The sequence below is a fragment of the Mesorhizobium shangrilense genome, from assembly GCF_028826155.1.
GTDB lineage: Bacteria > Pseudomonadota > Alphaproteobacteria > Rhizobiales > Rhizobiaceae > Arvimicrobium > Arvimicrobium flavum.
Genome location: NZ_JAQGPN010000001.1, coordinates 3,330,506 through 3,356,476 on the forward strand (window position 1 = coordinate 3,330,506; position 25,971 = coordinate 3,356,476).

The following is a 25,971-nucleotide window of genomic DNA, read 5'->3' on the forward strand; positions in this document are numbered from 1 at the left end:
CCTCACTTCTTCTCCATCACGCATTGCAGCGGATGCTGATGCTGACGGGCAAAATCCATGACTTGCGTCACTTTGGTCTCTGCGACCTCGAACGTATAGACGCCACACTCGCCCACTCCGTGATTGTGGACATGGAGCATAATGCGCGTCGCGGCTTCCCGATCCTTCTGAAAAAAGCGTTCCAGCACATGGACCACAAATTCCATCGGCGTGTAGTCGTCGTTCAGGATCAGGACACGATAGAGCGAAGGCTTCTTGGTCTTGGGTTTCGTGCGCGTGATCACGGCTGTGCCGCGACCGGGTCCGCCGCTCCGCTCGTCGCCGTTCTGCATTCGCGCCACGATGTCTCGCGTGGCCGCACCGCCCATTCTCACAACATCTGCCCTTGATTCCGCAAGCTCGCTCACTTCCACATGTATGTGCTTCGGTCTCGATTTTAAGCCCTTCTTCCACGCTGACAATACGGTGCGGAACTGACCATGCGGAGAGTTGACGGAATTGTGTGGCAGGGCGTGCATAGCAAAAGCCCGGCCGCGCTTCCGCGACCGGGCTTTTGATGCCTGTTGCTGACGCTGACCGAAGTCAGACGTCGGCGATCATTTCGCCTTGGCGATGATGGACTCGTAAGGCTTGTAGGCTTCCTTGGCCAGATCGGCATAGAGTTCGCCGAGCTTGGTGGCTTCGGCGACGAGGCCCTCATAGGCCTGCTTGGCGTAATCCGACTGGATCTCGATCGCCTTCTCGAGCGACTTCGCAGAGACCAGCTTCTCGAAAGCCTGGCTGCCGGCCTCGAAGCTCTTCTTCGAATAGTCGGTCGCCTCGGCTGCGATCGCCTGGGCGCCCTTCGACACCGAAGCGTAGCTCTTCAGCCCGGTATCCACGAACTCTTTGCCATACTTGCTGAAATCATCAAACGACTGCCACATCTGGAAATCCTTTCATTCCTGGGGATGCTGCGGTGCGCTAGAGATATTGTGCACTGCACAATTTGTCAAGAAGCGCCCCGCGAAAAGGCCGGAAACCGCGGTTTCGAGACAAGGTCGAATGAAATTGTGAACGTCTCGGTTACCATAAACGGATTGGTAACGCTGGCGCAGCTAAAGTCCCCGGATGCTTGGATGGACACCTTTGGCCGTCCGGGGACCGACAAGAACATCAAAGGATGTAACAGTGCGTCAGGCGTTTGCGCTGCCCAGCAAGTGGGCTTTCTTCGGCCGGCCGGCCGCCCTCCTCCTCGCCATCGTTCTCAGCTTGTCGTTCGCCGCCGAGGCTGTCGCGGCGAAGTATGCGGCGATCGTGGTCGACGCGAACACCGGCAAGGTCCTGCACTCGTCGAGTGCGGATTCGCGACGCTACCCCGCGTCCCTGACGAAGATGATGACGCTCTACCTGACGTTCGAGGCGCTGCAGCGCGGCAAGATCAAGACGACGAGCCAGGTCCGGTTCTCCCAGCATGCTGCGTCGCAGCCGCCCACGAAGCTCGGCGTGAAGGCCGGCGGTTCGATCAGCGTCGAAACCGCCATCTATGCGCTGATCACGCGCTCCGCCAACGACGCGTCTTCGGCGCTCGCGGAACTGCTCGGCGGTTCAGAGGCCGACTTCGCGAAGATGATGACGGCCAAGGCGCGCAGCCTCGGCATGAAGAGCACGGTGTTCCGCAATCCACACGGCCTCCCCAACACCGGCCAGTTCACGACGGCGCGCGACATGGCAACGCTCGGCATCGCGCTGCGCGAGCACTTCCCGCAGTATTACGACTACTTCTCCACCCGCTCGTTCAAGTACGGCAAGCAGCGCATCGCCAACCACAACCGCCTGCTGGGACGCATCGAAGGCGTCGACGGCATCAAGACCGGCTACACGCGCGCATCCGGCTTCAACCTCGTTTCCTCGGTGGTCGACGGCAACCGCAAGATCGTCGCCGTGGTGCTCGGCGGCGAGTCGGGCCGCAGCCGCGACAACCGTATGGCCGAACTCATCAAGACCTACCTGCCGAAGGCTTCGGGTCGCGGCGGCGGGGGCGATCTGATCGCCAAAACCGACCCCAAGACTCTGAAGGACATGGCTGTCGCCATGCTGCCCAAGAGCGACGCGCCGACGCCCGACGAGCGTCCTGACGCGTTCGACGTCTCCGAAGGCGACGCCAATGACGTCGCCGACGCGATCGAGGAATACAAGATCGCGTCCGCCGGCGTCGCGATCGAGGCGCCCGCCGCTGAGCGCTTCGGCGGTGACGTGCCGACGCCGAAGCTGCTGGCGCGGCAGGAGCGTGTCGAAGCGATCGAGCAGGCCTACGCGGACCCCGCCCCCAGGCCGAAGGTCGCCGTCGACCCGATCAGCACGGCATCCACGCGTGGCGGGAGCGGCTGGTCGATCCAGGTCGCCTCTTCGCCCAGCGAAAGCGAAGCCCGCAAGGCGCTGGAATCCATCGCCCAGAAGGCGGGCGCCGCGGTTGCCTCCGCATCGGCCTACACCGTCACCTTCGAGAAGGACGGGACCCTCTACTATCGCGCCCGTTTCGGTGGGTTCGAAACCAAGACCGCCGCATGGAGCGCCTGCGGCGCGCTCAAGAAGAAGAAGATCGCCTGCTACGCCACTCAGTGAGTGGGTGAACTCTCCGCCTCCGGGCTTGTATTTCGTCGAAGGAGCTTCAGTTGTGATCGGAGAGAAGGACGTCCTTGGCTTCGTTGATCCGCGCCGCCAGGAACGGCGATCCGCCGATGTCGGGGTGCAGGCGCTGCATCAGGCGGCGGTGCGCCTTGCGGACATCCGCCGGGGTAGCCCCCGATTCAAGACCAAGGACCTTGTAAGCCTCCTCCTTAGTCATGGCGCCCGAGCCTGGAGGAATTCCCTTCCCGTGGCCAGCGTCCGCCTTCAGGTCTTCGCGCCAAGCGGGAAATCGGCCGTCAAGGTACGTCTCAAGTAGCTGCCGGCTCTCGCCGTCCGACGCCAGCTCGGCGTAAATGCCGAGCAGATCGGCCTCGCTCATCCGAGTCAGGATGCTGCCTTCGTAGCGACCGGCAAGCACGATTCCTTCCAGGGCGCCGGTGTCGTGGTCAAGCTCCATCTCCAGCGCAGCGGTACGCACCGTCGAGCGCCTGGAGGGCGACTTCGTCGCTCGGGTGGCGCGGCGCACCGACGCGAACCATGCCAGTGCGCCGGAGATGAGCATCCCGCCCAATCCTGCGCGTCCGAGCAACATGAGCACGACGCCGGCGACGCCGGCCACCACCGGCCCGGCCAGCCGCAGTCCGTTCGCCAGGGATTGCGCGTCCGTCCTGACAAAAACGACGAACAGAGCGGCGATCACGGTCAATCCCGCGAGCAGTCCAAGAAAAACGCTCATCTCGACCCGCTCAGATGTTCGATCATCAGGCGATCTTCGGGGCGATTGCGCGCCTGCAGCGCCTTCAGACCGCCAGTGGCGAAGACGGCGATCGACGATAGGAGCTTTGCCAGCGTCGACGCCGAGTCGCGGTCGAATCGGAACCATGCGCCTTTCGTCAGGCGCGCGATCTCCTTGAATGCGCGTTCCGCCTGTTGGTCCCTGCCCTCCTGGAACACAAAGGCCGGCACGCCATGCAACCCGAGCCGACCGGCCTTCTCGGCGAGGTCGTCGATGCTCTCTTCCATCGCGTCGCCAATATAGACCAGAGCGGCGATCTTCTGTCCGCTTGCTTCCTTGAGCGCGTGCGTCAGCACCTTGCCGATCTGCGTATGGCCGGCCCGGCAGTCGATCCTGGTCATCAGGTCCTTCAGCGAGTTCGTGTCGGCGACGAACCTTGATGACCGGCATTCGCCGAAGCCGCGGAAATAGACCAGCTGGACCTTCAGCGCGCCGGTCTTGCCCACGGCATCGAACATCTTCCCTTGCAACTCGCAGGCAAGGTCCCAGGTCGGCTGGCGACTCATGGTTGCGTCCAGGGCAAGGATCAACCTGCCCGCGCCGGAGGTGGCGGCGGCGGCCTGGACCTGACGCACGAAGGCCTCGATCTCGCTCGGCGCGGAGCGCCGCAGCGACGGCTCACCGGCCTTTCCGGTGGATGTGAGGGATTTTTCGTCGCTCATCACCATCAAGATGTGGCGAACGCCCCGCGCTTGCAAGCCCGCTGGTGGCATGAAGGCTGAACTGGACCGAACGCGGTCAACCTCAGCGCGTTCTTACAGCAGTCCAAGCGAGGCGAGTTCCTGCCGAAGGTCGGCAGGCATGGCGACCAAGCCGGCATGCCCCTTCCCGAGATCGGCCGGGGCATCTTCCGCCTTCAGGTAGCGCCATCCCTGGAAAGCGCGGCGCGGCTGCCAATCGGTGCGCACCACGTTTTCATCCAACATGAGCTTGCAGCGCCCGATTCCCTCGCCGTCGACGAACGGCCTGATCTCGGTGATCAACTGGCGGCACTGCACGTTGCCCTTGATGACCCAGTAGAGCGAACCGCCCGACGTCACCTCGTTGGTGCGGCTGGGCACCATGCGCGTCGTATGGAAATGCTCCACAGGCTCGCCGGCGCGCCGCCGCTCATCGAGCTTGAACGCGATCCATTCTTCGAGATCCTCAACGCTGTCGCAGCCGACGCAGAGTTTTAGGATGTTCAGGGCCATTGCAGGACCGTTTAAGCCTCCGGCATGGCGGGTCAACCGTGAAGGCGGTTATTCACAGGGGGCGCTCAGCACTCCACGACGTTCACGGCAAGCCCGCCCAGACTCGTTTCCTTGTACTTCTCGTTCATGTCGACGCCGGTCTGACGCATCGTCTCGATGGCCGCATCGAGCGGCACGAAATGCGTTCCGTCCCCCTTGATCGCCAGCGAGGCAGCGGTCACGGCCTTCACCGCGCCGAGAGCGTTGCGCTCGATGCATGGCACCTGCACAAGACCCGCAACGGGATCGCAAGTCATGCCCAGATGATGCTCGAGGGCGATCTCGGCAGCATTCTCGACCTGCTCGGGCGAGCCGCCCAGCACTGCCGCCAACCCGGCGGCGGCCATTGCCGATGCGGAGCCCACCTCTCCCTGGCAGCCCACCTCGGCGCCGGAGATCGAAGCGTTGGTCTTGATGATGCCGCCGATGGCGGCCGCCGTCAGCAGGAAGTCACGGATGCTCGCCTGGTCGGCCTCGGCGTGAAAATGCAGCCAGTAGCGCATCACCGCGGGCACCACGCCGGCGGCTCCATTGGTGGGCGCCGTGACGACGCGGCCGCCGGCCGCATTCTCCTCGTTCACGGCCATCGCGTAGATCGACAGCCAGTCATTGGCGAGCAGAGGATTGGGCCGATTCCGTTGCCATTCGTCCTGCAGCTTGTCGTGCAGTTGGCGCGCCCGGCGGCGCACCTTGAGCCCGCCAGGCATGATGCCGTCCTGGGAGAGCCCGCGGTCGATGCAGGCTCGCATGGCGTTCCAGATCGCGTCGAGGCCGGCATCCAGCTCGTCGCGCGACATGAGGCTTTCCTCGTTCACGCGCTTCATCTCGGCAATGGAGAGCCCGCTCTTCTCAGCCATCGCGAGCATTTCAGCGGCGCTCCTGAACGGATAGGGCACCTTCTTGCCGGCCGCGGCCTTGGCGCCCTGCGCCTTCATGCGCTGCAGTTCCTCCTCGGATACGACGAAACCGCCGCCGATCGAGTAGTAGATGCGCTTGAGGAGCAGTCGGTCGGAAGCGTCGTAGGCGTAGAAGGCCATGCCATTGGCATGACCCAGCAACGGCGTCTTCTTGTCCAGGACAAGGTCGTGGGCCGGATCGAAACGGTAACCCGAATGTCCGGGCGGCGACACGCGCCGTTCTGCCGTGATGCGGGCGATCGTCTCGTCGACCCTGTCCGGATCGACAGTCTGCGGGGTCTGGCCCGTCAGCCCCAGGATGACGGCGCGGTCACTTCCGTGGCCGACACCCGTAAAGGCCAGCGAGCCGTGCAGGCTGGCGGCCACGCGGTCCACCCGGACACCTGCCGGGCGCGGCCAGTCGCCGTTGAGGATTTCGTCTAGAAACCGAACGGCGGCCGACATCGGCCCCATCGTGTGCGAGCTCGACGGGCCGATGCCGATCTTGAAAAGGTCGAATACAGAAAGGAACACGCGCCTGAGCTCCCGATATGCCGTCAGCAGGTATCGATAGGCTTTGTCGATTTGATGGTCCAGCGCGCAACTGTCGCCGTCTTCGGCTGGCGGACGCACGACATCGAGCCTGAGAGAATGCAACGAGGGCGCAGCCCCGAAGCCGCGCCCCCAACAATCCCGGATTGACCGTCTATCTTGCCAGCACCGCTGTCGCGGTTTCAGCTCCGGTGAAGAGCCATGCCAGAAGCAACAAAACTGCAATTCCAATCACTGCTTTGACGGTGACGCCCCAGCAGGATTTCTGAACGCTTTCGTCCATGATTTTCCTGTATGCCTGCCAATCCCACCGGGGACACCGGCTTTGCCGCATCTTTCCCGGTCCCAAGTGACGCCTTGGGATACGCGTTCGGTTCGCCCTTCGCAACGAGAAAAGTGGCAAGAACGTGGCAGCGCCCCGCAGGCCTGCCATGCACAAAGCACATGCCGTCGTCAGATCAATGGCTTAGCCGCGGCAGCGCGTATACGCATTGGTAGGATTTGCGGCAAGTCTGCGGCGGCGCGCCACCCTGCTCCGCTCCTCGATGGTTCGTGCTAGACAGGCGCATGGCCGAATCCCTTCCTTTGTCCGGTGCGGACATTGCCTCCCTAGCGCTGTTCCTGATCGTCTGGATTGTTCATTCGATGGCCGCCGACGGGCGGCTGTTTTCACGCGTCTCGCTGTCGAGGGCGATGAACCGCCAGCGCGAGGAATGGATGCGCATGATGGCGCGCCGCGAGTTGCGCATGATCGACACCAGCATCATGATCGGGCTCCAGCAGGGTACCGCGTTCTTCGCCTCGAGCTCCCTGATCGCGTTGGGCGGCTGTTTTGCACTGCTGGGCTCGCGTGACGTCGTCCACTCGGTGCTGGTGCAGCTTCCCTTCGTCACCGAGCCGCCGCCCGGCGTTTTCGAGCTGAAGGTCGTCGGCCTCGCCGTGTTGCTGGCCTATGCCTTCTTCAAGTTTGGCTGGTCGTACCGGCTGTTCAACTATTGCTCGATCCTGATCGGCGCCGTGCCCCTGCCGCACGACGCGGCCTCTTCCGGCACGGCGACCGAGATCGCCGCCTGGCGCGCCGCCCGCATGAACGTTCTTGCCGGACGGCACTTCAATGCCGGGCTGAGGGCGATCTTCTTCTCGATCGCTTATCTTGGCTGGTTCGTCGGCCCGCTGGCGCTGGCCGTCAGCACGCTGCTGCTGTTTGGCGTCCTGGTACGGCGCCAATTCTTCTCCGAAGCGCGGCACGCCGCCATCCGCGCGTCGACCGGTCAGGGTGGCCCGGGAAATGGGGTATCGATGCGGCCGGAGAACCAATAGGCAAGGAGCCCTATCCACTCGCGGATCGCGGTTCCCGTGTTGCGGATCGAATCGTTGGGGTTGTCGCGGAAGAAGCCAAGACCCTCTGCTCCGGAGGTGCGATAGTCCACCGGCCATGGCAGCACGTCGAACCCAGCTTTACGGAAAAGCGCCATGGACCGAGGCATGTGGAACGCCGACGTGACCAGCAGCCAGGTCTCGCCCGGTTTGGGATCGACCATTGCCTTGGTGTAGACCGCGTTCTCGTAGGTGTCGCGAGACTGGTTTTCGAGGGTCAGTCGTTCGCGCGGAAAGCCGAGGGCTGTGAACAGGCGCACCGCGGTATCCGCATCGCCTTCCCCCTCCAGGATGAGGGTGCCCACCCCACCGGTCACGACAACCCTCGCATCGGGGAACCGCCGGCCGAGCACCGCCGCCTCGAGGAAGCGGTCGCCGCCCGCATTGAGCTCGTAGCCGCCGCGCACGCGGTTGATCTGTCCTTCCAGCCCGCCGCCAAGGACGACGATGCCGGTCACGCTTTCTGGGAGATGGGGCCGCTGGAAGCGTTCCTCAAGCGGATTGAGCAGCAAGGCGCCCAGCGACGTCCAGGCCGACAGCACCAATCCCAACGCCGCAGCGGACATCACGGCCGTCGCTGTCGTCTTCCATCCGATCAACAGGAAAAAGACACCGAGCAGAAGCAGGATCGCCGTCAGATTGATCGGCTGCGCGACGAACCAGAAGACCTTGGCGGCGACGAAGAACAAAGGGTCAGCTGCCGATGGGCCTACCACCACCTCTCGGGCTCGAAACGGCCCGCGGCCTTCTCGATCACCGCACCGGTGCGGAACAGCGTCTCCTCGTCGAAAGGCTTGCCGATGAGTTGCAGCCCAAGTGGGAGCCCGTGACCGTCAAGCCCGGCAGGCACGGCAATGCCCGGCAGGCCGGCCATGTTCACGGTAACGGTGAAGATGTCGTTGAGGTACATCTTTACCGGGTCCGCGGCCATATCCTGGTCGGCAAGGCCGAAGGCGGCGGATGGCGTTGCCGGCGTCAGGATGACGTCGACGCCCGCCGCGAAGACGTCCTCGAAATCCTTCTTGATGAGCGTACGCACCTTCTGCGCCTGCAGATAGTAGGCGTCGTAGTAGCCGGCCGACAGCACATAGGTGCCGATCATGATGCGACGCTTGACCTCGCGGCCGAAGCCTGCGGCGCGGGTCTTCTCGTACATGTCTATGATGTCCTTGCCCGGCACCCGAAGGCCGTAGCGGACGCCGTCGTAGCGGGCGAGGTTCGAAGACGCCTCGGCAGGCGCCACGATGTAGTAGGCCGGCAGCGCATATTTCGTGTGCGGCAACGAGATGTCGACGATCTCCGCGCCGGCATCCTTCAACCATGCGATGCCCTTCTGCCACAGGGCTTCGATCTCCTGCGGCATACCGTCGACGCGGTATTCCTTCGGGATGCCGACCTTCATGCCACGGATGGACTGGCCGATAGCCGCCTCATAGTCAGGGACCGGACGGTCTACCGAGGTGGTGTCCTTGGCATCGACCGAGGCCATCGACTTCAACATGATCGCCGCGTCGCGCACGTCGCGCGTGATCGGCCCGGCCTGGTCGAGAGACGAGGCGAAGGCGACGATGCCCCAGCGCGAGCATCGCCCGTAGGTGGGCTTGATGCCGACCGTGCCGGTGAAGGCCGCAGGCTGGCGGATCGAGCCGCCGGTGTCCGTCGCCGTTGCTCCGGCGCAAAGCCACGAGGCGACGGCCGAGGCGGAGCCGCCGGAGGAGCCGCCGGGAACCAGATCGCGATTGGAGCCCTTCGCACGCCACGGGTTCTTGACCGGCCCGTAGTAGGACGACTCGTTGGAGGAGCCCATCGCGAACTCGTCCATGTTCAGCTTGCCGAGCATGACCGCGCCGTCGGCCCAGAGATTGGACGAGACGGTCGATTCGTAGCGAGGCTTGAATCCGTCGAGCACGTGGCTGCACGCCTGGGTGTGCACGCCTTCGGTGGCGAACAGATCCTTGATGCCGAGCGGAATGCCTTCAAGCGCGCCGCCCTCGCCGCTCGCGAGCTTCGCGTCCGAAGCCCGGGCCATGTCCCGCGCCTTCTCATGGGTCACGGCGACATAGGCGTTGATTGCCGGATTTGCCCGGTCGATGGCGTCGAGATACGCGTTGGTCAGCTCGCTCGACGTGAATTCGCGAGCACGGAGCTTTTCGCGCGCCTCAGCAATCGTCAGTTTCGTCAAATCGCTCATGGCAACAGATTCCGTTCAGCCTTCGAGGCTCTTTTCATAGAAGACGGACCACTTGGAGTCCGGGTAGTCGAGCACCGGCCCGCAGCGCCTGAATCCGGCACGTTCGTACACCGCCCATGCCGCCGGGTGGCGATCGCCCGTTTCCAGAACCAGCCGCTTGAGGCCTTCCTTGCGGGCCTGCGCCTCGATCCGTCCAACGATCTCGGCGCCGATCCTGCGACCCCGATGCGTCCGCCGCGTGTACATGCGCTTCACCTCGCCGACGCCGTTGTCGTGGCGCTTCAGCGCTCCGCACGCGATGGCCTGCGCGTCATCGCGCGCGATGAAGACGGAGGTATCGGCATCCGCCATCTGCTCGACGGTCATGTGATAGCAGAATTCTGCAGGCGTCAGTTCGAGCAGCGTGGCGTTGAGCTCGGCAATCAGCGCGCGCACGTCGTCCTGCAGCGGGCTCTCGACTGCGACCGCGAGGACCATCGCCTACTCCACCACTTTGGGGACCAGGAAGAAGTTCTCGTCCGTAGCCGGTGCGTTCGCCACGATGTCGGCGGCCTTGTTGCCGTCGGTGACCTGGTCCTCACGCTTCTTCATTTCCATTGGCGTCACCGAGGTCATGGGCTCGACGCCCTCCACATTGACCTCGTTCAATTGCTCGACGAAGCCAAGGATGGCGTTCAGTTCGCCGGTCATGCGCTCAGCGTCCTCATCGGTCACTGCAATTCGGGCAAGATGCGCAACGCGCTTCACTGTCTGGAGATCGACGGACATGGATGCTCGTGGTTCAGCTGAAGTCAGTACCGGCCTATAGCGGCGCGGCGGCGGCGGCGCAACACACCCACCCGGAGGAACCGGCCGGATTTCTCCCAAGCGAGGCGAGAGGCACGCCCAGCCGGTCCTGCACGGCGATGCGCCTAGATGGTGAACGCTTCGCCCGGCTTCGGCAGCTTCACCTCAACGCCGGATCCCTGCATCCCGGCGACGAACTTGTCGGCGTTCTGGTCGATGATCGGAAACGAGCCATAGTGGCAGGGGATGACCGTCTCGAACTTGAAGAAGCGCTTGCAGGCGAGCGCGGCCACAGCGCCGCCCATCGTGAAGCGATCCCCGATCGGCACGATACCGACAGCAGGCTCATGCAACTCGTTGATCAGCGCCATGTCGCCAAAAATGTCGGTGTCGCCCATGTGGTAGAGCGACTTGTCGTTCGGAAAGTGCAGCACGAGCCCAGCCGGATTGCCAAGATAGGTGTTGGAGCCGTCGCCGGCATTGAAGGACGAGGAATGCAGGGCATTCACGAAGGTCGTGGTGAAGCCGCCGCAATCGACGGTGCCGCCGTGATTGCCGGGGTTGATCCTGTCGCCGCTGACGCCCTGGCCAACGAGGTACATGCAGATCTCGAAATTGGCCACCAGCATGGCGCCGGTCTTCTTCAGGATCGCCGCCGAGTCGCCGATATGATCATTGTGACCATGGGTGAGCAGGACGTGAGTCACGTTTTCGGCAGCCCCCTCCCAGCCGCCGCTCCACGAAGGATTTCCGGTCAGAAAGGGGTCAATCAGGATGGTCGCGTCTCCCGCTTCGACGCGAAACGCCGAATGCCCGTACCAGGTGAGTTTCATCGCGATCTCCTGTCTCGATTTCAAATCGCCGGGAGGATAGAACGCGGTAGCTTCAAGTCAAAGGAAAGCCGTTGCCCGTCATCGAAATCGACGCCGTTCCCGCTCACCTTGGCGAGCGCGGCGCTCTCGCGGCTCTCGACCTCGGCGAGAAGACGATCGGTGTCGCCGTGTCGGACCGCGGCCTGTCCTTCGCGCATCCCCGCCCGGTGATCATCCGCAAGAAGTTCACCGCCGACGCCGAGGCGCTCCTGGCTTTGCTGGCCAGGGAGGGCGTCACGGCAGTGATCATGGGATTGCCGGTCAACATGGACGGCTCCGAGGGCCCACGCGCACAAGCGTCCCGCGCCTTCGTGCGCAACATGGCGCGGCTGACCGAAATGCCCTTCGCCTTCTGGGACGAGCGCCTGTCGACGGTGGCCGCGGAGCGCGCGCTGCTTGAGATGGATGTGTCCCGCAAAAAGCGGGAGGGCCGGATCGATTCGGCCGCGGCCGCTTTCATTCTGCAAGGAGTGCTGGACCGGATCCACGCTCTGCGTTGAGCGCCACTGACTCCGGTGCTTCCCTGCGCCGGCGCCACCAGGCCGCTATCTCGCGGCGGCGGCGGAATGCCCAAATCGCCCCGATGATCCCCGTGTCGATGATGCAGGCTTTCAGGATCATGCCGGGAATGACCGCAGGATCGATGCCGAGAATCTGCCCGTACATCCGGAACGCGAAATCGTGGACCTGTCGGCTCAGCATCGCGTAGCCGAAGTTGATGTCGTTGAGGGAGAGAAAATACCAGCCCCAGAATATGACCAGCGGCAAAGCCCACAGCGTCAGGATATAGCGCATTATCGGCGTCCTCCGGACGCGGGTACGGCGGATGCGGACATCCGGCTGGAAGTGAGATCGGATATCGGAACGCGCCGCATGATTTGCCTAATCTGCTGAGACTAAAACTGACGCGGGCGGAGGCCGACGGCAACGTAAACCATTTGTTAAGGTTAACGCGCATCGCAAAAACGTGGAAAACCCGCGCTGCGAGGTGGGCTGCGCGGGAACCGTATGACTGCGAGCGCTTGTTGTCCTACGACGCCGGATAGAGCGTTTCGACGATCAGCCGCGCGTCGTGGCGCGCGTCCAGCATGCCGTAGGTTCCTCGCCATTGCCCGGCGAGCCGGGTCTCGAGGAAGGCGTCAGCGATTCGCCCTGCCCCCAATCGGCGCAGTTCGGCAGCAGCGGCAGCCAGCGCGAGCTGCTCCGTGAGGATGCGCGCCGAACCCTCGTCGCGGCCGGCGACCTGCATTGCCGCCCGCAGCACGCCAACGGTACCGCGGCCATGCGCCCCGAGATCGCGCTCGATACCGCCCAGCACCTCGTCGAACAGCGCAGGGGCGCGTGACAGCACACGCAGGACGTCGAGCGCCATCACGTTGCCGGACCCCTCCCAGATGGCGTTGACGGGCGCCTCGCGATAGTAGCGCGCGACAGGCCCTTCCTCGACATAGCCGTTGCCGCCCAGGCACTCCATCGCCTCATAGAGCAGCGCCGGGGCGATCTTGCAGACCCAATACTTGACGACCGGCGTCATCGCCCGGGCAAAGGCCGCCTCCCCGCGCGATTCCGCCGCCTCGTCGAACGACCGTGCGAGGCGGAACGAAAGCGCGGTCGCGCCGGCGACGTCCAGGGCCATGTCGGCCAGGACCCGCTGCATGAGCGGCTGGTCGAAGAGCGCATTGCCGAAAACCTTGCGGTGGCGGGCATGGTGCACCGCCTCGCTCAGGCCTGCCCGCATGAGGCCGGCCGAGGCCACCGCGCAATCAAGCCGGGTCAGCGTCACCATGTCCATGATCGTCTTGATGCCGGCGCCGGGCTCACCCACCATCTCCCCGATGGTGTTTTCGAGCTCGACCTCGGAAGAGGCGTTCGAGCGGTTGCCGAGCTTGTCCTTGAGCCGCTGAAAACGGAAGCCATTGCCCTTGCCGTCGCTGAGGAGCCGGGGCGCAAGGAAGCAGGACAGACCTTCCGGCGCCTGCGCGAGGATAAGGAATGCGTCGGACATTGGCGCCGACATGAACCATTTGTGGCCGGTCAGTCGGTAGAACCCGTTCCCCGCGCGCTCGGCGCGGGTGGTGGTGGCGCGCACATCCGTCCCGCCTTGCTTCTCGGTCATGCCCATGCCCAGCGTCAGCCCGGTCTTCTCGACGGGCGGCTTCTGCGACTGGTCATATTTGCGCGTGGTCACACGCGGAGCCCATTCGCGGAACAGCTTCGGGCTCGACATCAGCGCGGCGAGCGAAGCGGAGGTCATCGTGATGGGGCACAGGTGGCCGCATTCGAGTTCCGCCGTCAGGTAGAAGCGCGCTGCCCTTACCTGATGTCGACGTCCGATCTCGGCGTCGCCGTTCTCCCAGATCGAGGCGTGAAGGCCGTTGGCGATCGAACGCCGCATCAGGGCGTGATAGGCCGGATGGAATTCCACCATGTCCAGCCGGTTGCCATGCCGATCGTGCGTCTTGAGCTTCGGCGTCTCGCTGTTGGCAAGGCGGGCGAGCTCCTGGGCTTCCCCGTTCGTCACGAATCGGCCCAGCTGGTCCAGGTCCCTGCGCACCGCTTCCGAAAAGCGCTCGCCTATCTGGGTCAGCAGCGGGTCGCCACGCCAGGCATTGGTTCCCGTCATAGGCGGGGACTGATTGGTAACCTCGTGGTTCAACTGAAACCTTTCGCTCCGCCCGCCGGCGGAGAATTCTCGGATGCCCGCGTCGCTTATAAACCATGGCTGCACGCCGTCGCGACGAAAATCCCGGTAAGAATCGCCACTATCCCCGGTCGCCGCTTGCAGCGGGCTGCCCCCCCGCCTATAGCACCGGCTTGAGATGACCGAGCCAAGATCCCTGCCGCTCTACCCCCACCGCCACCTGCTTGGCATCCGCGACATGTCGCCCGTCGACATCGAGCTGCTGCTCGACCGCGCCGACGCCGCAGTGTCGATCTCTCGTCAGCAGGAAAAGAAGACGGCGACGCTGCGCGGACGCACGCAGATCAACCTCTTCTACGAGGCGTCGACGCGGACCCAATCGTCATTCGAACTCGCGGGAAAGCGCCTCGGCGCGGACGTCATGAACATGTCGGTCGGCAGCTCTTCGGTGAAGAAGGGCGAAACGCTGATCGACACGGCCATGACGCTCAACGCCATGCGACCGGATATCCTGATCATTCGCCACCAGTCGGCCGGGGCCGCCGCGCTGCTCGCGCAGAAGGTGGGATGCTCGGTCGTCAACGCGGGCGATGGCGCGCACGAGCACCCAACCCAGGCGCTGCTCGACGCGCTGACGATCCGGCGCGCAAAGGGTTCGATCTCCCGACTGACGATCGCCATATGCGGGGATATCCTCCACTCCCGCGTCGCTCGCTCGAACATCATTCTTCTCAATGCGTTGGGCGCGCGTGTTCGTGTGGTTGCGCCATCGACGCTGCTGCCCAGCGGCATCGCCGAGATGGGCGTGGAAGTTTCCCACAGCATGGCTGACGGCCTCAGGGGCGCCGACGTCGTGATGATGCTGAGGCTGCAGCGCGAGCGCATGAGCGGCGCATTCGTGCCGTCCACGCGCGAATACTTCCGCTATTTCGGCCTCGATGCGAAAAAGCTGAGGGTCGCCAAGGAGGACGCCCTGGTCATGCATCCGGGGCCCATGAACAGAGGCGTCGAGATTTCGTCGGAAATTGCCGACGGACCGCAAAGCGTGATCCAGGAACAGGTCGAGATGGGCGTAGCCGTGCGGATGGCCGTGATGGAGGCCCTGCTCGATCCGCGCCGCAACCGGGACGCTGTGTGATGTCCGTTACAGTCTTCACCCATGCGCGCGTTGTCGACCCCTCGCGCAACATCGACGAGATCGGCGCGGTCATCGTGGATGGCGCCACCATCGCGGCCGCCGGCGCGTCGGCGATCAACCAAGGCGCGCCTGCCGGTGCGAAGATAGTCAACCTTCACGGCAAGACCATCATCCCGGGCCTCGTCGACGGACGGGTGTTCGTCGGCGAGCCAGGGGCAGAGCATCGCGAAACGCTAGCCTCGGCGAGCGTCGCCGCCGCCGCGGGCGGCGTCACGTCGATGGTGATGATGCCCGACACCAACCCGGTCATCGACGACGTCGCCCTGGTGGAGTTCGTGCTCAGGACCGCTCGCGAGACGGCCTGCGTCAACGTGCATCCCGCCGCGGCCATCACCAAGAGGTTCGAAGGCCGCGAGATGAGCGAGTTCGGCCTCTTGCGCGAGGCCGGCGCCGTCACCTTCACCGAAGGGCGGCATACGATCGCCAACCCCCTGATCATGCGGCGCGCCCTCACCTACGCCCGCGATTTCGGCGCGGTCATCGCGCATGAGACGCAGGACGTGGATCTGGCCGCCTCGGGCGTGATGAACGAGGGGCTCTATGCCAGCTGGCTCGGGCTGTCAGGCATTCCGCGCGAGGCCGAGGCCATTCCGCTCGAGCGCGACCTTCTGCTCGCCCGGCTGACCCGGGGCGCCTATCATGCGGCCAAGATCTCCACCGACATGTCTGCACAGGCGGTCGCGCGGGCCAAGTCGGACGGTGCGAACGTCACCGCGGGCGTCTCGATCAACCACCTTTCCCTCAATGACAACGACGTCGGCGAGTACCGCACTTTCTTCAAGCTCTCCCCGCCGCTGCGCGCCGAGGAGGACCGGCGGGCGATGGTCGAAGCGCTGAGGGACGGGGTCGTCGACATCATCGTCTCCTCGCACGATCCCCAGGACGTCGACACCAAGCGCCTGCCCTTTGCCGATGCGGCGGACGGCGCGATCGGCCTGGAGACGCTGCTGGCCGTTGCCCTGCGACTCCATCACAATGGCGAAGTTCCTCTGCTGCGGCTGATTGAGGCTCTCTCGACGGCGCCGGCTCGCATCTTTGGTCTGCCGGGCGGCACGCTCGCACCCGGCTCGACGGCCGACCTAGCGATCGTCGATCTGGATGCGCCGTGGATCGTGCGCGAAGCCGATATCCGCTCGCGCTCCAAGAACACCTGCTTCGAAGGCGCCCGCCTCCAGGGCAAGGTCTTGCAAACGCTGGTGGCGGGCCGCACAGTGTTCGAGGAAGGTGGAGGAGCTTGATGGAGGGGACGACTGCCGAAGCCGGCGCGCTTGCGCTCGTCCTGTTCCTGATCCTCGGCTATCTGGTCGGATCAATTCCGTTCGGCTTGCTTATCACCAGGGCTGCGGGCCTCGGGGATGTCCGTAGCATCGGATCCGGCAACATCGGCGCCACTAATGTGCTGCGAACGGGCCGGAAGGAGCTTGCGGCGCTGACCCTCCTGCTCGACGCGCTGAAAGGCGCGGTCGTGGTCTGGATCGCTGCGCAATGGGGAGGGTATGCCGCAATCGCCGCCGGGTTTGGCGCGTTCATCGGTCATCTGTTCCCCGTTTGGCTCTCGTTCAAGGGCGGCAAGGGGGTCGCGACCTATCTCGGCGTGTTGCTGGGGTTGGCTTGGCAAGGATTTGTCGCTTTCGCCGTGGTCTGGCTCGCCGTCGCGTTCCTCACGCGTTATTCGTCGCTGGCCGGTCTCATAGCGGCGATCACCACGCCCATCTTCCTGTTCTTGTTCGGCGCTGAACCCGTCGCCATCCCTCTTGCCGTGATGAGTGCGCTCATCGTCTGGAAGCACCGGGCGAACATCGAGCGGCTGCTTGCCGGCACCGAAGGCAAGATCGGGGCGAAATAGATGAACGACGCGCCGCAGGCCGGAGCCCTTCACCTCTCCGACCGGCAGCGCCTCGCCTGGCTTCGCCTCATCCGGACGCCGAACGTCGGTTCGGCCAGTTTTCGCGAATTGATCAATCGATTCGGGTCGGCAGAGGCGGCGATCGAGATGTTGCCGGAACTGATGCGTCGTGGCGGCGCAGTCCGCCCGGTTCGCATTCCCTCCATTGCCGATGCCGAGGCGGAGCTGGATCAGGCGCGGACGTGCGGCGCCGCGTTCGTCGCCATCGGCGAACCGGATTATCCGCCGATGCTGAGGCGCATGGATCAACCGCCGCCGATTCTCGCGGTCAAGGGCGCGACATCCGTATTCCGTCTTCCACCGGTCGCCATCGTCGGCGCACGCAACGCTTCGCTCGCCGGATGCAAGTTCGCCCGGCAGATCGCCGCGGATCTGGGCCGCGGAGGCTATGCCGTCGTTTCCGGATTGGCGCGAGGCATCGACACGGCCGCCCACCAGGGGGCCCTGCACTCGGGTACGATTGCCGCAGTCGCCGGCGGCATCGACCGCCCCTACCCGCCCGAGAACGCCGGCCTGTTGGGCGAAATCGCCGCCCGCGGCGGGGCGATCGTCTCGGAAATGCCGTTCGGCTGGGAGCCGCGGGCGCAGGATTTTCCACGACGCAACCGGCTCATCGCAGGCCTTTCGCTGGGCCTTGTGGTGGTCGAGGCCGCCAGACGGTCGGGATCGCTGATCAGCGCCCGCCTCGCCGGCGAGATGGGGCGCATCGTCTTCGCCGTTCCCGGCTCACCGCTCGATCCGCGCGCCGAGGGGACAAACGGGCTCCTGAAAGACGGCGCCATTCTGGTGACGAGCGCCCTCGACGTCTTCGAGCACATCGCGCCATTGTTGCCGCAACCCGCTCCGTCGACGGACCGCCTCAATGAGCCACCAGACGATCAGGGAGATTTCGCCTCGGCGCCTGCCCCGGCCGATCGGGACCGCGCCGCAATCATCGAGGCCTTGGGGCCGACGCCGGTCACGGTGGACGAACTGATCCAGCATACCGGGCAGCATGCCGCCCAAGTCCTGATGGTTCTCCTGGAACTTGATCTGGCGGGTCGGCTGGAGCGTCACTCAGGCGGCGCTGTTTCGCTTTTGTTTCCTGATTCTTGACGGCCGCTCCCCGCGCAGGATGTCGCCGGCCTCCACATAGGCCATGTCAATCAGGTATGTCAGCATGTCGTGCCCATTGGCCTGGGTGAGCCCACGCAGCTGACCGAGCATCGACTGGACATAGTCGAGCGTCTCCGACCGACTGTCAGCCATGCGCCCAGACCTAGACATCTCTCCCGTCCATGGTTGGCATGTCACGCTGTTGCGGAGGCCCGGCCGGCACCTTTGCCGGCAAAGCCATGCGGCCAACGCGCGTCATGCTTGCTGGCATAAATCCAATCATAAGTTGTATCATCATTTACTACATCGTCAAGGTTGCACACGTCGCCCGAGCCGGATTTTGCGCCCTCGCCCTTGACCTCCTCGAAAACCACAGCCATGTGACGGACGATTTTCCTGCGAGCGGACCGTATGCCTCGCAATGCCGGTCATCTGACCGCCTGTTTCAGTGAGAGAGAATGGACGTCGTCGTCGTCGAGTCACCGAACAAGGTGAAGAGCATCAACAAGTATCTCGGGCGGAACTACAAGGTTCTCGCCTCGTTCGGCCATGTCCGCGATCTCCCCGCCAAGGACGGATCGGTCAAGCCGGACGAAGACTTCGCCATGTCCTGGGAGGTCGATGGCCCCTCATCGAAGCGGCTAACCGACATCGCCAAGGCGGTGAAGGAGGCCGATGGCCTCATTCTCGCCACCGACCCCGACCGGGAGGGCGAAGCGATCGCATGGCACGTCCTGGAAGTGCTGAAGCAGAAGCGCGCGCTCAAGGACAAGCCGGTCAAGCGGGTGGCCTTCAATTCCATCACCAAGCAGGCCGTTCTCGACGCCATCGCCAATCCGCGCGAGATCGATCCGCCCCTGGTGGACGCTTACCTCGCCCGGCGAGCGCTGGATTACCTAGTCGGTTTCACGCTGTCGCCTGTCCTGTGGCGAAAGCTGCCGGGCGCGCGGTCGGCGGGCCGCGTCCAGTCGGTCGCGCTACGCTTCGTCTGCGATCGCGAAGCGGAGATCGAGCGCTTCGTGCGCGAGGAATACTGGAACATCGCCGCCGTACTGGGCACGCCGCGCAGCGAGAGCTTCGAGGCGCGGCTCACCGCCTATGACGGCAAGAAGCTGCAGAAGCTCGACATCAAGAGCAAGGATCAGGCCGACGCCATTCGGACAATGCTGGAAGGCGCGGCCTTCAAGGCAGTGTCGGTGGAAGCGAAGCCGACCCGGCGCAATCCGGCTCCGCCGTTCACCACTTCGACGCTGCAGCAGGCCGCCTCCTCGCGCCTCGGCTTTTCCGCCAGCCGCACCATGCAAGTGGCGCAGCGCCTCTATGAAGGCATGGAAGTGGGCGGCGAGACCACCGGCCTGATCACCTATATGCGTACCGACGGCGTGCAGATGGCGCCGGAGGCGATCGCCGAGGCGCGCACCTCTATCGCCAGGGAGTTCGGCGAAAAGTACCTGCCGGAGAAACCGCGCCACTACACCACCAAGGCCAAGAACGCCCAGGAGGCGCACGAAGCCATCCGTCCGACTGATTTCTCTCGGCTGCCGCAGGAGATGAAGAAATACCTCGATGCGGACCAGGCGAGACTCTATGAGCTGATCTGGAAGCGGGCGATCGCCAGCCAGATGCAGCCGGCCGAGATCGAGCGAACGACGGTGGAGATCGAGGCTGTCAACGGCGGCCTCACCGCCGGTCTGCGCGCGGTCGGGTCGGTGATCCGCTTCGACGGCTTCATCGCTGCCTATACCGAGCAGAAGGAAGATGACGCGGACGACGAGGAGAACAAGCGCCTGCCCGACATCCGCTCCGGCGAGAGCCTGAAGCGTGAGAGCGTCGTGGCGACGCAGCACTCCACCGAGCCGCCGCCGAGGTATTCCGAAGCCTCCTTCATCAAGAAGATGGAAGAACTGGGCATCGGCCGTCCTTCGACCTATGTCGCGACCCTGAAGACGCTCGAGGATCGCGACTACGTCAAGATCGAGAACCGCAAGCTGATGCCGCAGCCCAAGGGCCGTCTGGTCACCGCCTTCATGGAGAGCTTCTTCCAGCATTACGTGGAGTACGACTTCACCGCGTCTCTGGAGGAGAAGCTCGACGAGATTTCGGACGGCAAACTTGCCTACAAAGACGTGCTGCGCGATTTCTGGCGCGATTTCTCGCGAGCCATCGCCGACATCAAGGATCTGCGCGTCACCGAAGTTCTCGACGCACTGAACGAGGAACTTGCCCCGCTGGTCTTCCCCGAGCGCGAAGACGGCTCCAATCCGCGCATCTGCCCGAAATGCGGCTCCGGCAATCTGTCGCTGAAGCTCGGCAAGTTCGGCGCGTTCGTCGGCTGCTCCAACTACCCCGAATGCAGCTTCACGCGCCAGCTCGGCGACGCTGTGAACGGCAACGGCGAGGCCTTGTCCGGCGAGGACGGCACCAAGGTGCTCGGCAACGATCCCTACACCGCCGAAGAGATAACTTTGCGCAGCGGCCGCTTCGGCCCCTACGTCCAGCGCGGCGACGGCAAGGAGGCCAAGCGCGCCAGTTTGCCGAAGGGCTGGACGACCGACAGCATCGATCATGAGAAGGCTTTGGCGCTGCTGTCCCTGCCGCGCGACGTCGGCAAGCATCCCGAGTCCGGCAAGATGATCTCGGCCGGCATCGGCCGCTATGGTCCCTTCGTCCTCCATGATGGCACATACGCCAATCTGGAAAGTCCCGAGGATGTGTTCTCGATCGGCATCAACCGCGCCGTCTCGGTCATCGCGGAGAAGCAGAGCAAGGGCAAGGGTGGACGGAACGGCGGCACGCCGGCGGCGTTGAAGGATCTGGGCGCCCATCCGGACGGCGGCGGCAACGTCACCGTACGCGACGGGCGATACGGCCCTTATGTCAATTTCGGCAAGGTGAACGCCACGCTGCCCAAGGACAAGGATCCGGCGTCGGTGACCCTGGAAGAGGCGCTCGTGCTGATCGCCGAGCGAGAAGCGAAGGGCGGCGGCAAAAAGCCGGCGCGGGCGAAAAAGGCTACCGGCGGCGCAAAGAAGCCGGCCGCGGCCAAAAGCGCCAAAGCGAAAGGCTGATTCGGGTTGGCGCGCAGCATCTCCGGCCGAAACAGGTCCAGGTCCACCGGCAGCAGCGTCGCTCCTGCCGACGCACCCGACTATCGACCGACGCGCGAGCAGATTCTCGCCTACATAACCGAGAATCCCGATCAGGCAGGCAAGCGCGAAATCGCCAAGGCCTTCCGGCTCAAGGGAAGCGACCGTGTCTGGCTGAAGGACGTGCTGCGCGACCTTCAGGACGACGGCCTGCTGCAGAAGAGCCGCAAGCGCCTGTCAAGACCGGGCGCGCTGCCGGCTGTGGCGGTGCTGGAAATCTTCGGCCGCGACGCAGACGGCGGACTTCTGGCAAGGCCGGCCGAGGGGGACGAAGCGGAAGGCGAAAGTCCTGTCGTCTCCGTACGGGTCCCGCGTGACGCCAAGGGCCCCACCCCCGGCATCGGGGACAAGGTGCTTGCCAAGACGTTTCGGGCGAAGGAGCCGGAGGGACCCGCCTACACGGCCCGCGTGCTGAAGGTCCTGGATTGGCGCGTGGAGGCGGTTCTCGGCGTCCTTCGCGCCGGCCACAATGGCGCCTTCCGCCTGGAACCGGTGGAGCGCCGCCAGCCGGCGCTGATGATCGACGCTGAGTTCGTCGGCGACGCCAAGCCCGGCGATCTGGTGGAGGCTGAGCCCGTCAAGGTCGGCCGCTACGGCCTGCCTCGCGCCAAGGTGCGCACGGTTCTGGGCTCCATGACGTCGGAGAAGGCGGTCTCGATGATCGCAATTCACGCCCACGACATCCCGCATATCTTTCCGCAGGGCGCCATCGACGAAGCGGAAAGCATGAAGCCCGCAACGATGGCGGGCCGGGAGGACTGGCGTGAGCTGCCCCTGATCACCATCGATCCGGCCGACGCGAAGGACTATGACGATGCTGTCCATGCTGCGCCCGATCCGGATGAGAAGAACCCCGACGGCGTCATCGTATGGGTGGCGATCGCCGACGTTGCCGCCTATGTGCGCCCGGGGTCGGCACTCGACAGGGAAGCGCTGAAGCGCGGCAACTCCGTCTATTTCCCCGACCGCGTCGTACCGATGCTGCCGGAGCGTATCTCAAACGATCTCTGCTCGCTGCGCGAGAACGCCGAACGCCCGGCGATGGCGGTGAAGATGACCTTCGCCGCGGACGGACGGAAGATCCGCCATTCCTTCCACCGCGTGATGATGAAATCGGCCGCTCGCCTCGCCTATCCCCAGGCACAGGCAGCCATCGACGGTTCCCCCGACGACAAGACCGGCCCAATCCTCGATTCTGTGCTGAAGCCGCTTTGGGACGCGTATGCGATCCTGAAGCGAGGGCGCAATGCTCGCGAGCCCCTCGAACTCGATCTTCCCGAGCGCAAGATTCTGCTCAAGCCCGACGGGACGGTGGACCGTGTCATCGTGCCGGACAGGCTCGACGCCCACAAGCTGATCGAAGAGTTCATGATCCAGGCCAATGTGGCCGCCGCCGAGACGCTGGAGCAGAAGCGACAGCGGCTAGTCTACCGCATCCACGACGGCCCGTCGCTGGCCAAGCAGGAGACCCTGCGCGAGTTCCTGGCCACGATCGGCATGTCGCTGGCGCGCGGCCCACAGCTGCGGCCCTCGCAATTCAATGCCATCCTGGAGAACGTGCGCGGGCGCGACAACGAATCGCTGGTCAATGAAGTCGTTCTGCGCTCCCAGAGCCAGGCCGAGTACTCGCCGGACAATATCGGGCACTTCGGGCTGAACCTGCGCCGCTACGCCCATTTCACGTCGCCAATCCGCCGTTATTCGGATCTGATCGTTCACCGCGCCCTGATCAGCGCGCTCGGGCTTGGTCCCGACGGCCTGACGCGCGAGGAGGAGGCGCGGCTCGAAGAGACGTCGGCGCTCATTTCGGCCAGCGAGCGGCGCGCCATGGCGGCGGAGCGTGACACGGTCGACCGCCTCGTCGCGGCTTATCTTTCCGAGCGCGTCGACGAAACCTTCGAGGCGCGCATCTCCGGCGTCACCAAGGCCGGCCTCTTCGTGAAGCTGCCGCATTTTGGCGCAGATGGCTTCATCCCCGTGTCATCACTCGACGGCGACTATTATATCTATGACGAGGCCGCGCATGCGCTCTTCGGCGAACGTACCCGCAAGGGTTATCAACTTGCCGACAGCGTCGAGGTGCGGCTGGTGGAGGTGGCGCCGTTGGCCGGCGCAATGCGTTTCGAGATGTTGACCGAACCCAAGCCATTGCCCGGCTCGAAGCGGTCGTTTGAGAAATCACGCGGACACAAGGGTCGTCTGCGAGCAGCCCAGGGCCGTGATCGCGCGCGCGGCAGGAGACAATGATGGAAGAGCAGATTTTCGGCGGAGAACGTCACAGCAGCCGCCCCGCCCGCAGCATTTGGCAGGCTATGAAGCGCGGCATGCTTTGCAGCTGTCCGAACTGCGGCGAGGGAAAGCTCTTCCGCTCCTTCCTGAAGACGGTCGACCGCTGCGAGGCCTGCGGCGAGGAGATATACCATCATCGTGCCGACGACCTGCCGGCCTACCTCACCCTTGTCATCGTCGGCCATGTCGTCATCGGCGCCTTCATGGGCGTCGAGGCCGCTACGGCCCACTTCTCGCTTCTGCAGCATCTCGCCATCTGGGTGCCTTTGACGGTCATCGGCTCGCTGGCGATGCTCAGGCCTGTCAAGGGCGGCGTCGTCGGCTTGCAGTGGGCGCTCTACATGCATGGCTTCGGAGGCGAAGCTGAACTCGCCGAACCCCACCCAGAACTTTGAAGGCGGTCGCTTCGATGTCAGCGCCTGCAATTGCTGGGATGACGCGTGCGGCCCTGGATCAGGCCGAGTCACGTGACTTTGCACTGGGCAAGGGGCCGCTGAAGCCCCGAGACGCCGCAACATTGATACTTCTCGACCGTTGCGGGAACGACGTCCTCGTGCTCATGGGCCGCCGTCATGCCCGCCACGCCTTCATGCCGGGCAAGTTCGTCTTTCCGGGCGGCCGCACCGATGCTGCCGACAGCCGTGTGCCCGTCGCGACGGCCCTGCATGCCGCCGAGGAAGCCCGCATCGCAGGCGGTGGCGTCCGGGCGACGGCGACCAGGGCGCGCGCCATCGCCCTCTCCGCCATCCGTGAGACCTACGAGGAAGCCGGCCTGCTGATCGGCCGCAGGGGCCCCTTCAGCGGGCAAAATGCCGGTTGGCAAGGCTTTGTCGAGCACGGTGTCACGCCTTCACTGGAAGGCCTGCGCTTCATTGCGCGCGCCATCACGCCTCCCGGCCGCGTCCGGCGCTTCGATACCCGGTTCCTTGCGGCGTGGAGAAGCGAGGTCGCCGTGGCGCTGCCGGACGGCGGTCCTACCGACGAACTCGAAGAACTGGTCTGGCTGCCCATCGCCGAGGCCAAGAAGCTGGACCTGCCGACCATCACGTCGAGTATCCTGGACGACCTCATGCTGCGGTTCGACCAGGATCCGCAATTGAGCCCGGGCGGAGCGGCGCCGTTCTATCGAATGCGCCACAACAGATTCCATCGCGAGATTCTCTAACCCTCGCATGACCGTATCCATCGAAGAACAGGGCGGCCAGTCCCTGGACCGCGTACGCTGGCTATCGATCTCGGCGGCAATCGCATCCATCAGCGTGGTCGGCATCGCCATCGGGCTCGGCGTTCCCCTGCTGAGCTTTATCCTGGAACAGCGCGGCTATTCGGCCACGATGATCGGGCTGAACACCGCCATTGCCGGCATCGCCTCCATCGCAGCTGCTCCGATCGCGACGCCGCTGGCGGCACGATTCGGGGTGGTTCCGACAATTCTGGCGATGATCGTCGTCGGAGCGCTTTCCTTTGTAGGCTTCTATTTCGCCCCGGCCTTCTGGATGTGGTTTCCCCTGCGGGCTCTGCTCCACGTCTCGCTGACCGTGCTTTTCATCCTTTCCGAATTCTGGATCAGCATGTCGGCGCCGCCCAAGCATCGCGGGCTTGTGCTCGGCATCTATGCGACGGTGCTGTCGTTGGGATTCGCATTCGGCCCGTGGCTTTTTGCAATGATCGGAAGCCAGGGCTTCCTGCCGTTCGCCATCGCATTCGTGATCGTGATGCTGGCTGCAGTGCCCGTGCTTGCCGCGTGGGGCGACAGTCCGCCCATGCAGGGCGGGGCGAAGGCGACGGGCTTCCTCCCCTACGTTTGGCTCGTGCCGACGGCCACGGCCGCGGTGCTGGTCTTCGGCGCCGTGGAGACAGGCGGGTTCGCACTGTTTCCCGTCTACGGCACGCGCATCGGCTTTTCCGAGGCGGAAGCGGCAATGCTGCTCTCCATGGTAGGCCTCGGCAACGTCGTTCTGCAGATTCCCCTCGGCATGATCAGCGACCGCGTGCGCGACCGGCGCTACCTCTTGATGTGCTGCGCCGCTTTCGGGCTGGCAGGCATGCTGGTTCTGCCGGCTGTCACGTCCAACTGGCATGCGACGGCGACGCTGCTGTTCGTCTGGGGCGGCGCGGTGGCGGCCATGTACACGATCGGCCTTGCTCACCTCGGCTCGCGCCTTTCGGGCCGCGATCTCGCCAACGCCAACGCAGCCTTCGTGTTTTGCTACGGCCTCGGGATGCTTGTCGGCCCGCAGGCTGTCGGCCTCGGCATGGACATGTTCGGGCCGGCGGGCTTCGCATGCTCTCTCGCCGCGTTCTTCATCGCCTATATCGTGCTGGCTCTCGGACGCCTGGTCGCCGCCAGGTAAACCCGCGGGAGCCGGAGCGTCTGAAGGCTC

Annotated in this window: 28 protein-coding genes; 12 read left to right on the forward strand and 16 right to left on the reverse strand. The window is 64.6% G+C overall.

The window, feature by feature from the left end; translation table 11 throughout:
* Positions 1–2: 2 nt before the first annotated feature.
* Both clpS and PD284_RS16040 read right to left on the reverse strand, forming a co-directional pair.
* The gene (clpS, locus tag PD284_RS16035) at positions 3–368 is read right to left on the reverse strand and encodes an ATP-dependent Clp protease adapter ClpS (RefSeq protein WP_411956221.1); all 366 of its coding nucleotides are present in this window, start codon (positions 366–368) and stop codon (positions 3–5) included.
* Between the two features lie 228 nt (positions 369–596).
* Complete coding sequence (locus PD284_RS16040; protein WP_274629173.1) at positions 597–926, reverse strand: phasin family protein; 330 nt, start codon at positions 924–926, stop codon at positions 597–599.
* 244 nt (positions 927–1,170) lie between these two features.
* Here PD284_RS16040 and PD284_RS16045 point away from each other — a divergent pair, with 244 nt between their 5' ends.
* Positions 1,171–2,604 (forward strand): D-alanyl-D-alanine carboxypeptidase, encoded by a 1,434-nt coding sequence (locus PD284_RS16045; protein WP_274629174.1) that lies wholly within the window; start codon positions 1,171–1,173, stop codon positions 2,602–2,604.
* A gap of 46 nt (positions 2,605–2,650) precedes the next feature.
* Here PD284_RS16045 and PD284_RS16050 read toward each other — a convergent pair whose 3' ends face one another.
* From PD284_RS16050 to PD284_RS16070, 5 genes are all read right to left on the reverse strand, one after another.
* A complete protein-coding gene (locus tag PD284_RS16050) occupies positions 2,651–3,346 on the reverse strand; it encodes a DnaJ domain-containing protein (protein WP_274629175.1) in 696 nt (231 codons plus the stop codon).
* Complete coding sequence (locus PD284_RS16055; RefSeq protein WP_274629176.1) at positions 3,343–4,068, reverse strand: vWA domain-containing protein; 726 nt, start codon at positions 4,066–4,068, stop codon at positions 3,343–3,345. Before PD284_RS16055 ends, PD284_RS16050 begins: the two co-directional genes overlap by 4 nt.
* A 93-nt stretch (positions 4,069–4,161) precedes the next feature.
* Complete coding sequence (locus PD284_RS16060) at positions 4,162–4,599, reverse strand: DUF1489 family protein (protein WP_274629177.1); 438 nt, start codon at positions 4,597–4,599, stop codon at positions 4,162–4,164.
* A 65-nt stretch (positions 4,600–4,664) separates the two neighbouring features.
* Positions 4,665–6,068 carry an L-serine ammonia-lyase gene (locus PD284_RS16065; RefSeq protein ID WP_274629178.1) on the reverse strand — a complete coding sequence of 468 codons (1,404 nt, stop codon included), beginning with the start codon at positions 6,066–6,068 and terminating at the stop codon, positions 4,665–4,667.
* Between the two features lie 172 nt (positions 6,069–6,240).
* Positions 6,241–6,369 (reverse strand): hypothetical protein, encoded by a 129-nt coding sequence (locus PD284_RS16070; RefSeq protein ID WP_274629179.1) that lies wholly within the window; start codon positions 6,367–6,369, stop codon positions 6,241–6,243.
* A 284-nt stretch (positions 6,370–6,653) separates the two neighbouring features.
* Here PD284_RS16070 and PD284_RS16075 point away from each other — a divergent pair, with 284 nt between their 5' ends.
* On the forward strand, positions 6,654–7,406 hold the full coding sequence (locus PD284_RS16075) for a DUF599 domain-containing protein (RefSeq protein WP_274629180.1): 753 nt from the start codon (positions 6,654–6,656) through the stop codon (positions 7,404–7,406).
* Here the strand turns inward: PD284_RS16075 and PD284_RS16080 are convergent.
* From PD284_RS16080 to PD284_RS16100, 5 genes are all read right to left on the reverse strand, one after another.
* Positions 7,358–8,152: a YdcF family protein gene (locus PD284_RS16080; protein ID WP_274630662.1), complete on the reverse strand. Its 795-nt coding sequence runs from the start codon at positions 8,150–8,152 to the stop codon at positions 7,358–7,360. The genes PD284_RS16075 and PD284_RS16080 overlap by 49 nt on opposite strands.
* Before the next feature lie 20 nt (positions 8,153–8,172).
* Complete coding sequence (gene gatA / locus PD284_RS16085; RefSeq protein ID WP_274629181.1) at positions 8,173–9,654, reverse strand: Asp-tRNA(Asn)/Glu-tRNA(Gln) amidotransferase subunit GatA; 1,482 nt, start codon at positions 9,652–9,654, stop codon at positions 8,173–8,175.
* 15 nt (positions 9,655–9,669) lie between these two features.
* A complete protein-coding gene (locus PD284_RS16090; protein WP_274629182.1) occupies positions 9,670–10,131 on the reverse strand; it encodes a GNAT family N-acetyltransferase in 462 nt (153 codons plus the stop codon).
* Positions 10,132–10,134: 3 nt separating this feature from the next.
* Positions 10,135–10,422: an Asp-tRNA(Asn)/Glu-tRNA(Gln) amidotransferase subunit GatC gene (gene gatC / locus PD284_RS16095; protein ID WP_274629183.1), complete on the reverse strand. Its 288-nt coding sequence runs from the start codon at positions 10,420–10,422 to the stop codon at positions 10,135–10,137.
* Between the two features lie 143 nt (positions 10,423–10,565).
* Entirely contained in the window at positions 10,566–11,273 is a 708-nt protein-coding gene (locus tag PD284_RS16100; RefSeq protein ID WP_274629184.1) for a metal-dependent hydrolase, read from the reverse strand.
* 71 nt (positions 11,274–11,344) lie between these two features.
* On the opposite strand from PD284_RS16100, the gene ruvX reads away from it, so the two are divergent.
* Entirely contained in the window at positions 11,345–11,812 is a 468-nt protein-coding gene (gene ruvX / locus PD284_RS16105) for a Holliday junction resolvase RuvX (RefSeq protein WP_274629185.1), read from the forward strand.
* Here the strand turns inward: ruvX and PD284_RS16110 are convergent.
* Both PD284_RS16110 and PD284_RS16115 read right to left on the reverse strand, forming a co-directional pair.
* Positions 11,769–12,107 (reverse strand): DUF6105 family protein, encoded by a 339-nt coding sequence (locus PD284_RS16110; RefSeq protein ID WP_274629186.1) that lies wholly within the window; start codon positions 12,105–12,107, stop codon positions 11,769–11,771. The genes ruvX and PD284_RS16110 overlap by 44 nt on opposite strands.
* Positions 12,108–12,342: 235 nt before the next feature.
* Positions 12,343–13,968, reverse strand: coding sequence for an acyl-CoA dehydrogenase family protein (locus PD284_RS16115; protein WP_274629187.1), 1,626 nt, complete (start codon positions 13,966–13,968; stop codon positions 12,343–12,345).
* Positions 13,969–14,131: 163 nt separating this feature from the next.
* On the opposite strand from PD284_RS16115, the gene PD284_RS16120 reads away from it, so the two are divergent.
* From PD284_RS16120 to dprA, 4 genes are read left to right on the forward strand one after another with little or no spacing between them, the layout of a single operon-like run.
* On the forward strand, positions 14,132–15,091 hold the full coding sequence (locus tag PD284_RS16120; RefSeq protein WP_274629188.1) for an aspartate carbamoyltransferase catalytic subunit: 960 nt from the start codon (positions 14,132–14,134) through the stop codon (positions 15,089–15,091).
* Complete coding sequence (locus tag PD284_RS16125; RefSeq protein WP_274629189.1) at positions 15,091–16,389, forward strand: dihydroorotase; 1,299 nt, start codon at positions 15,091–15,093, stop codon at positions 16,387–16,389. The genes PD284_RS16120 and PD284_RS16125 overlap by 1 nt, the downstream gene beginning before the upstream one ends.
* Entirely contained in the window at positions 16,389–16,997 is a 609-nt protein-coding gene (gene plsY, locus PD284_RS16130; protein ID WP_274629190.1) for a glycerol-3-phosphate 1-O-acyltransferase PlsY, read from the forward strand. The genes PD284_RS16125 and plsY overlap by 1 nt, the downstream gene beginning before the upstream one ends.
* Entirely contained in the window at positions 16,998–18,152 is a 1,155-nt protein-coding gene (gene dprA, locus PD284_RS16135) for a DNA-processing protein DprA (RefSeq protein ID WP_274629191.1), read from the forward strand. It abuts the gene before it with no gap.
* Here the strand turns inward: dprA and PD284_RS16140 are convergent.
* A complete protein-coding gene (locus PD284_RS16140) occupies positions 18,114–18,305 on the reverse strand; it encodes a hypothetical protein (protein ID WP_274629192.1) in 192 nt (63 codons plus the stop codon). The genes dprA and PD284_RS16140 overlap by 39 nt on opposite strands.
* Before the next feature lie 41 nt (positions 18,306–18,346).
* Positions 18,347–18,532: a hypothetical protein gene (locus PD284_RS16145; protein ID WP_274629193.1), complete on the reverse strand. Its 186-nt coding sequence runs from the start codon at positions 18,530–18,532 to the stop codon at positions 18,347–18,349.
* A gap of 78 nt (positions 18,533–18,610) precedes the next feature.
* Between PD284_RS16145 and topA the strand changes: the two genes are divergently transcribed.
* The 5 genes from topA to PD284_RS16170 are packed head-to-tail and all read left to right on the forward strand — an operon-like array spanning position 18,611 to position 25,941.
* Positions 18,611–21,220 (forward strand): type I DNA topoisomerase, encoded by a 2,610-nt coding sequence (topA, locus tag PD284_RS16150; RefSeq protein ID WP_274629194.1) that lies wholly within the window; start codon positions 18,611–18,613, stop codon positions 21,218–21,220.
* Between the two features lie 6 nt (positions 21,221–21,226).
* Entirely contained in the window at positions 21,227–23,545 is a 2,319-nt protein-coding gene (rnr, locus tag PD284_RS16155; RefSeq protein ID WP_411956222.1) for a ribonuclease R, read from the forward strand.
* On the forward strand, positions 23,545–23,982 hold the full coding sequence (locus PD284_RS16160) for a DUF983 domain-containing protein (protein ID WP_274629195.1): 438 nt from the start codon (positions 23,545–23,547) through the stop codon (positions 23,980–23,982). Before rnr ends, PD284_RS16160 begins: the two co-directional genes overlap by 1 nt.
* A gap of 29 nt (positions 23,983–24,011) precedes the next feature.
* A complete protein-coding gene (locus PD284_RS16165; RefSeq protein WP_274630664.1) occupies positions 24,012–24,752 on the forward strand; it encodes an NUDIX hydrolase in 741 nt (246 codons plus the stop codon).
* 7 nt (positions 24,753–24,759) lie between these two features.
* Positions 24,760–25,941, forward strand: a complete 1,182-nt coding sequence (locus tag PD284_RS16170) for an MFS transporter (protein WP_274629196.1) — start codon at positions 24,760–24,762, stop codon at positions 25,939–25,941.
* The last annotated feature ends 30 nt before the right edge of the window (positions 25,942–25,971 follow it).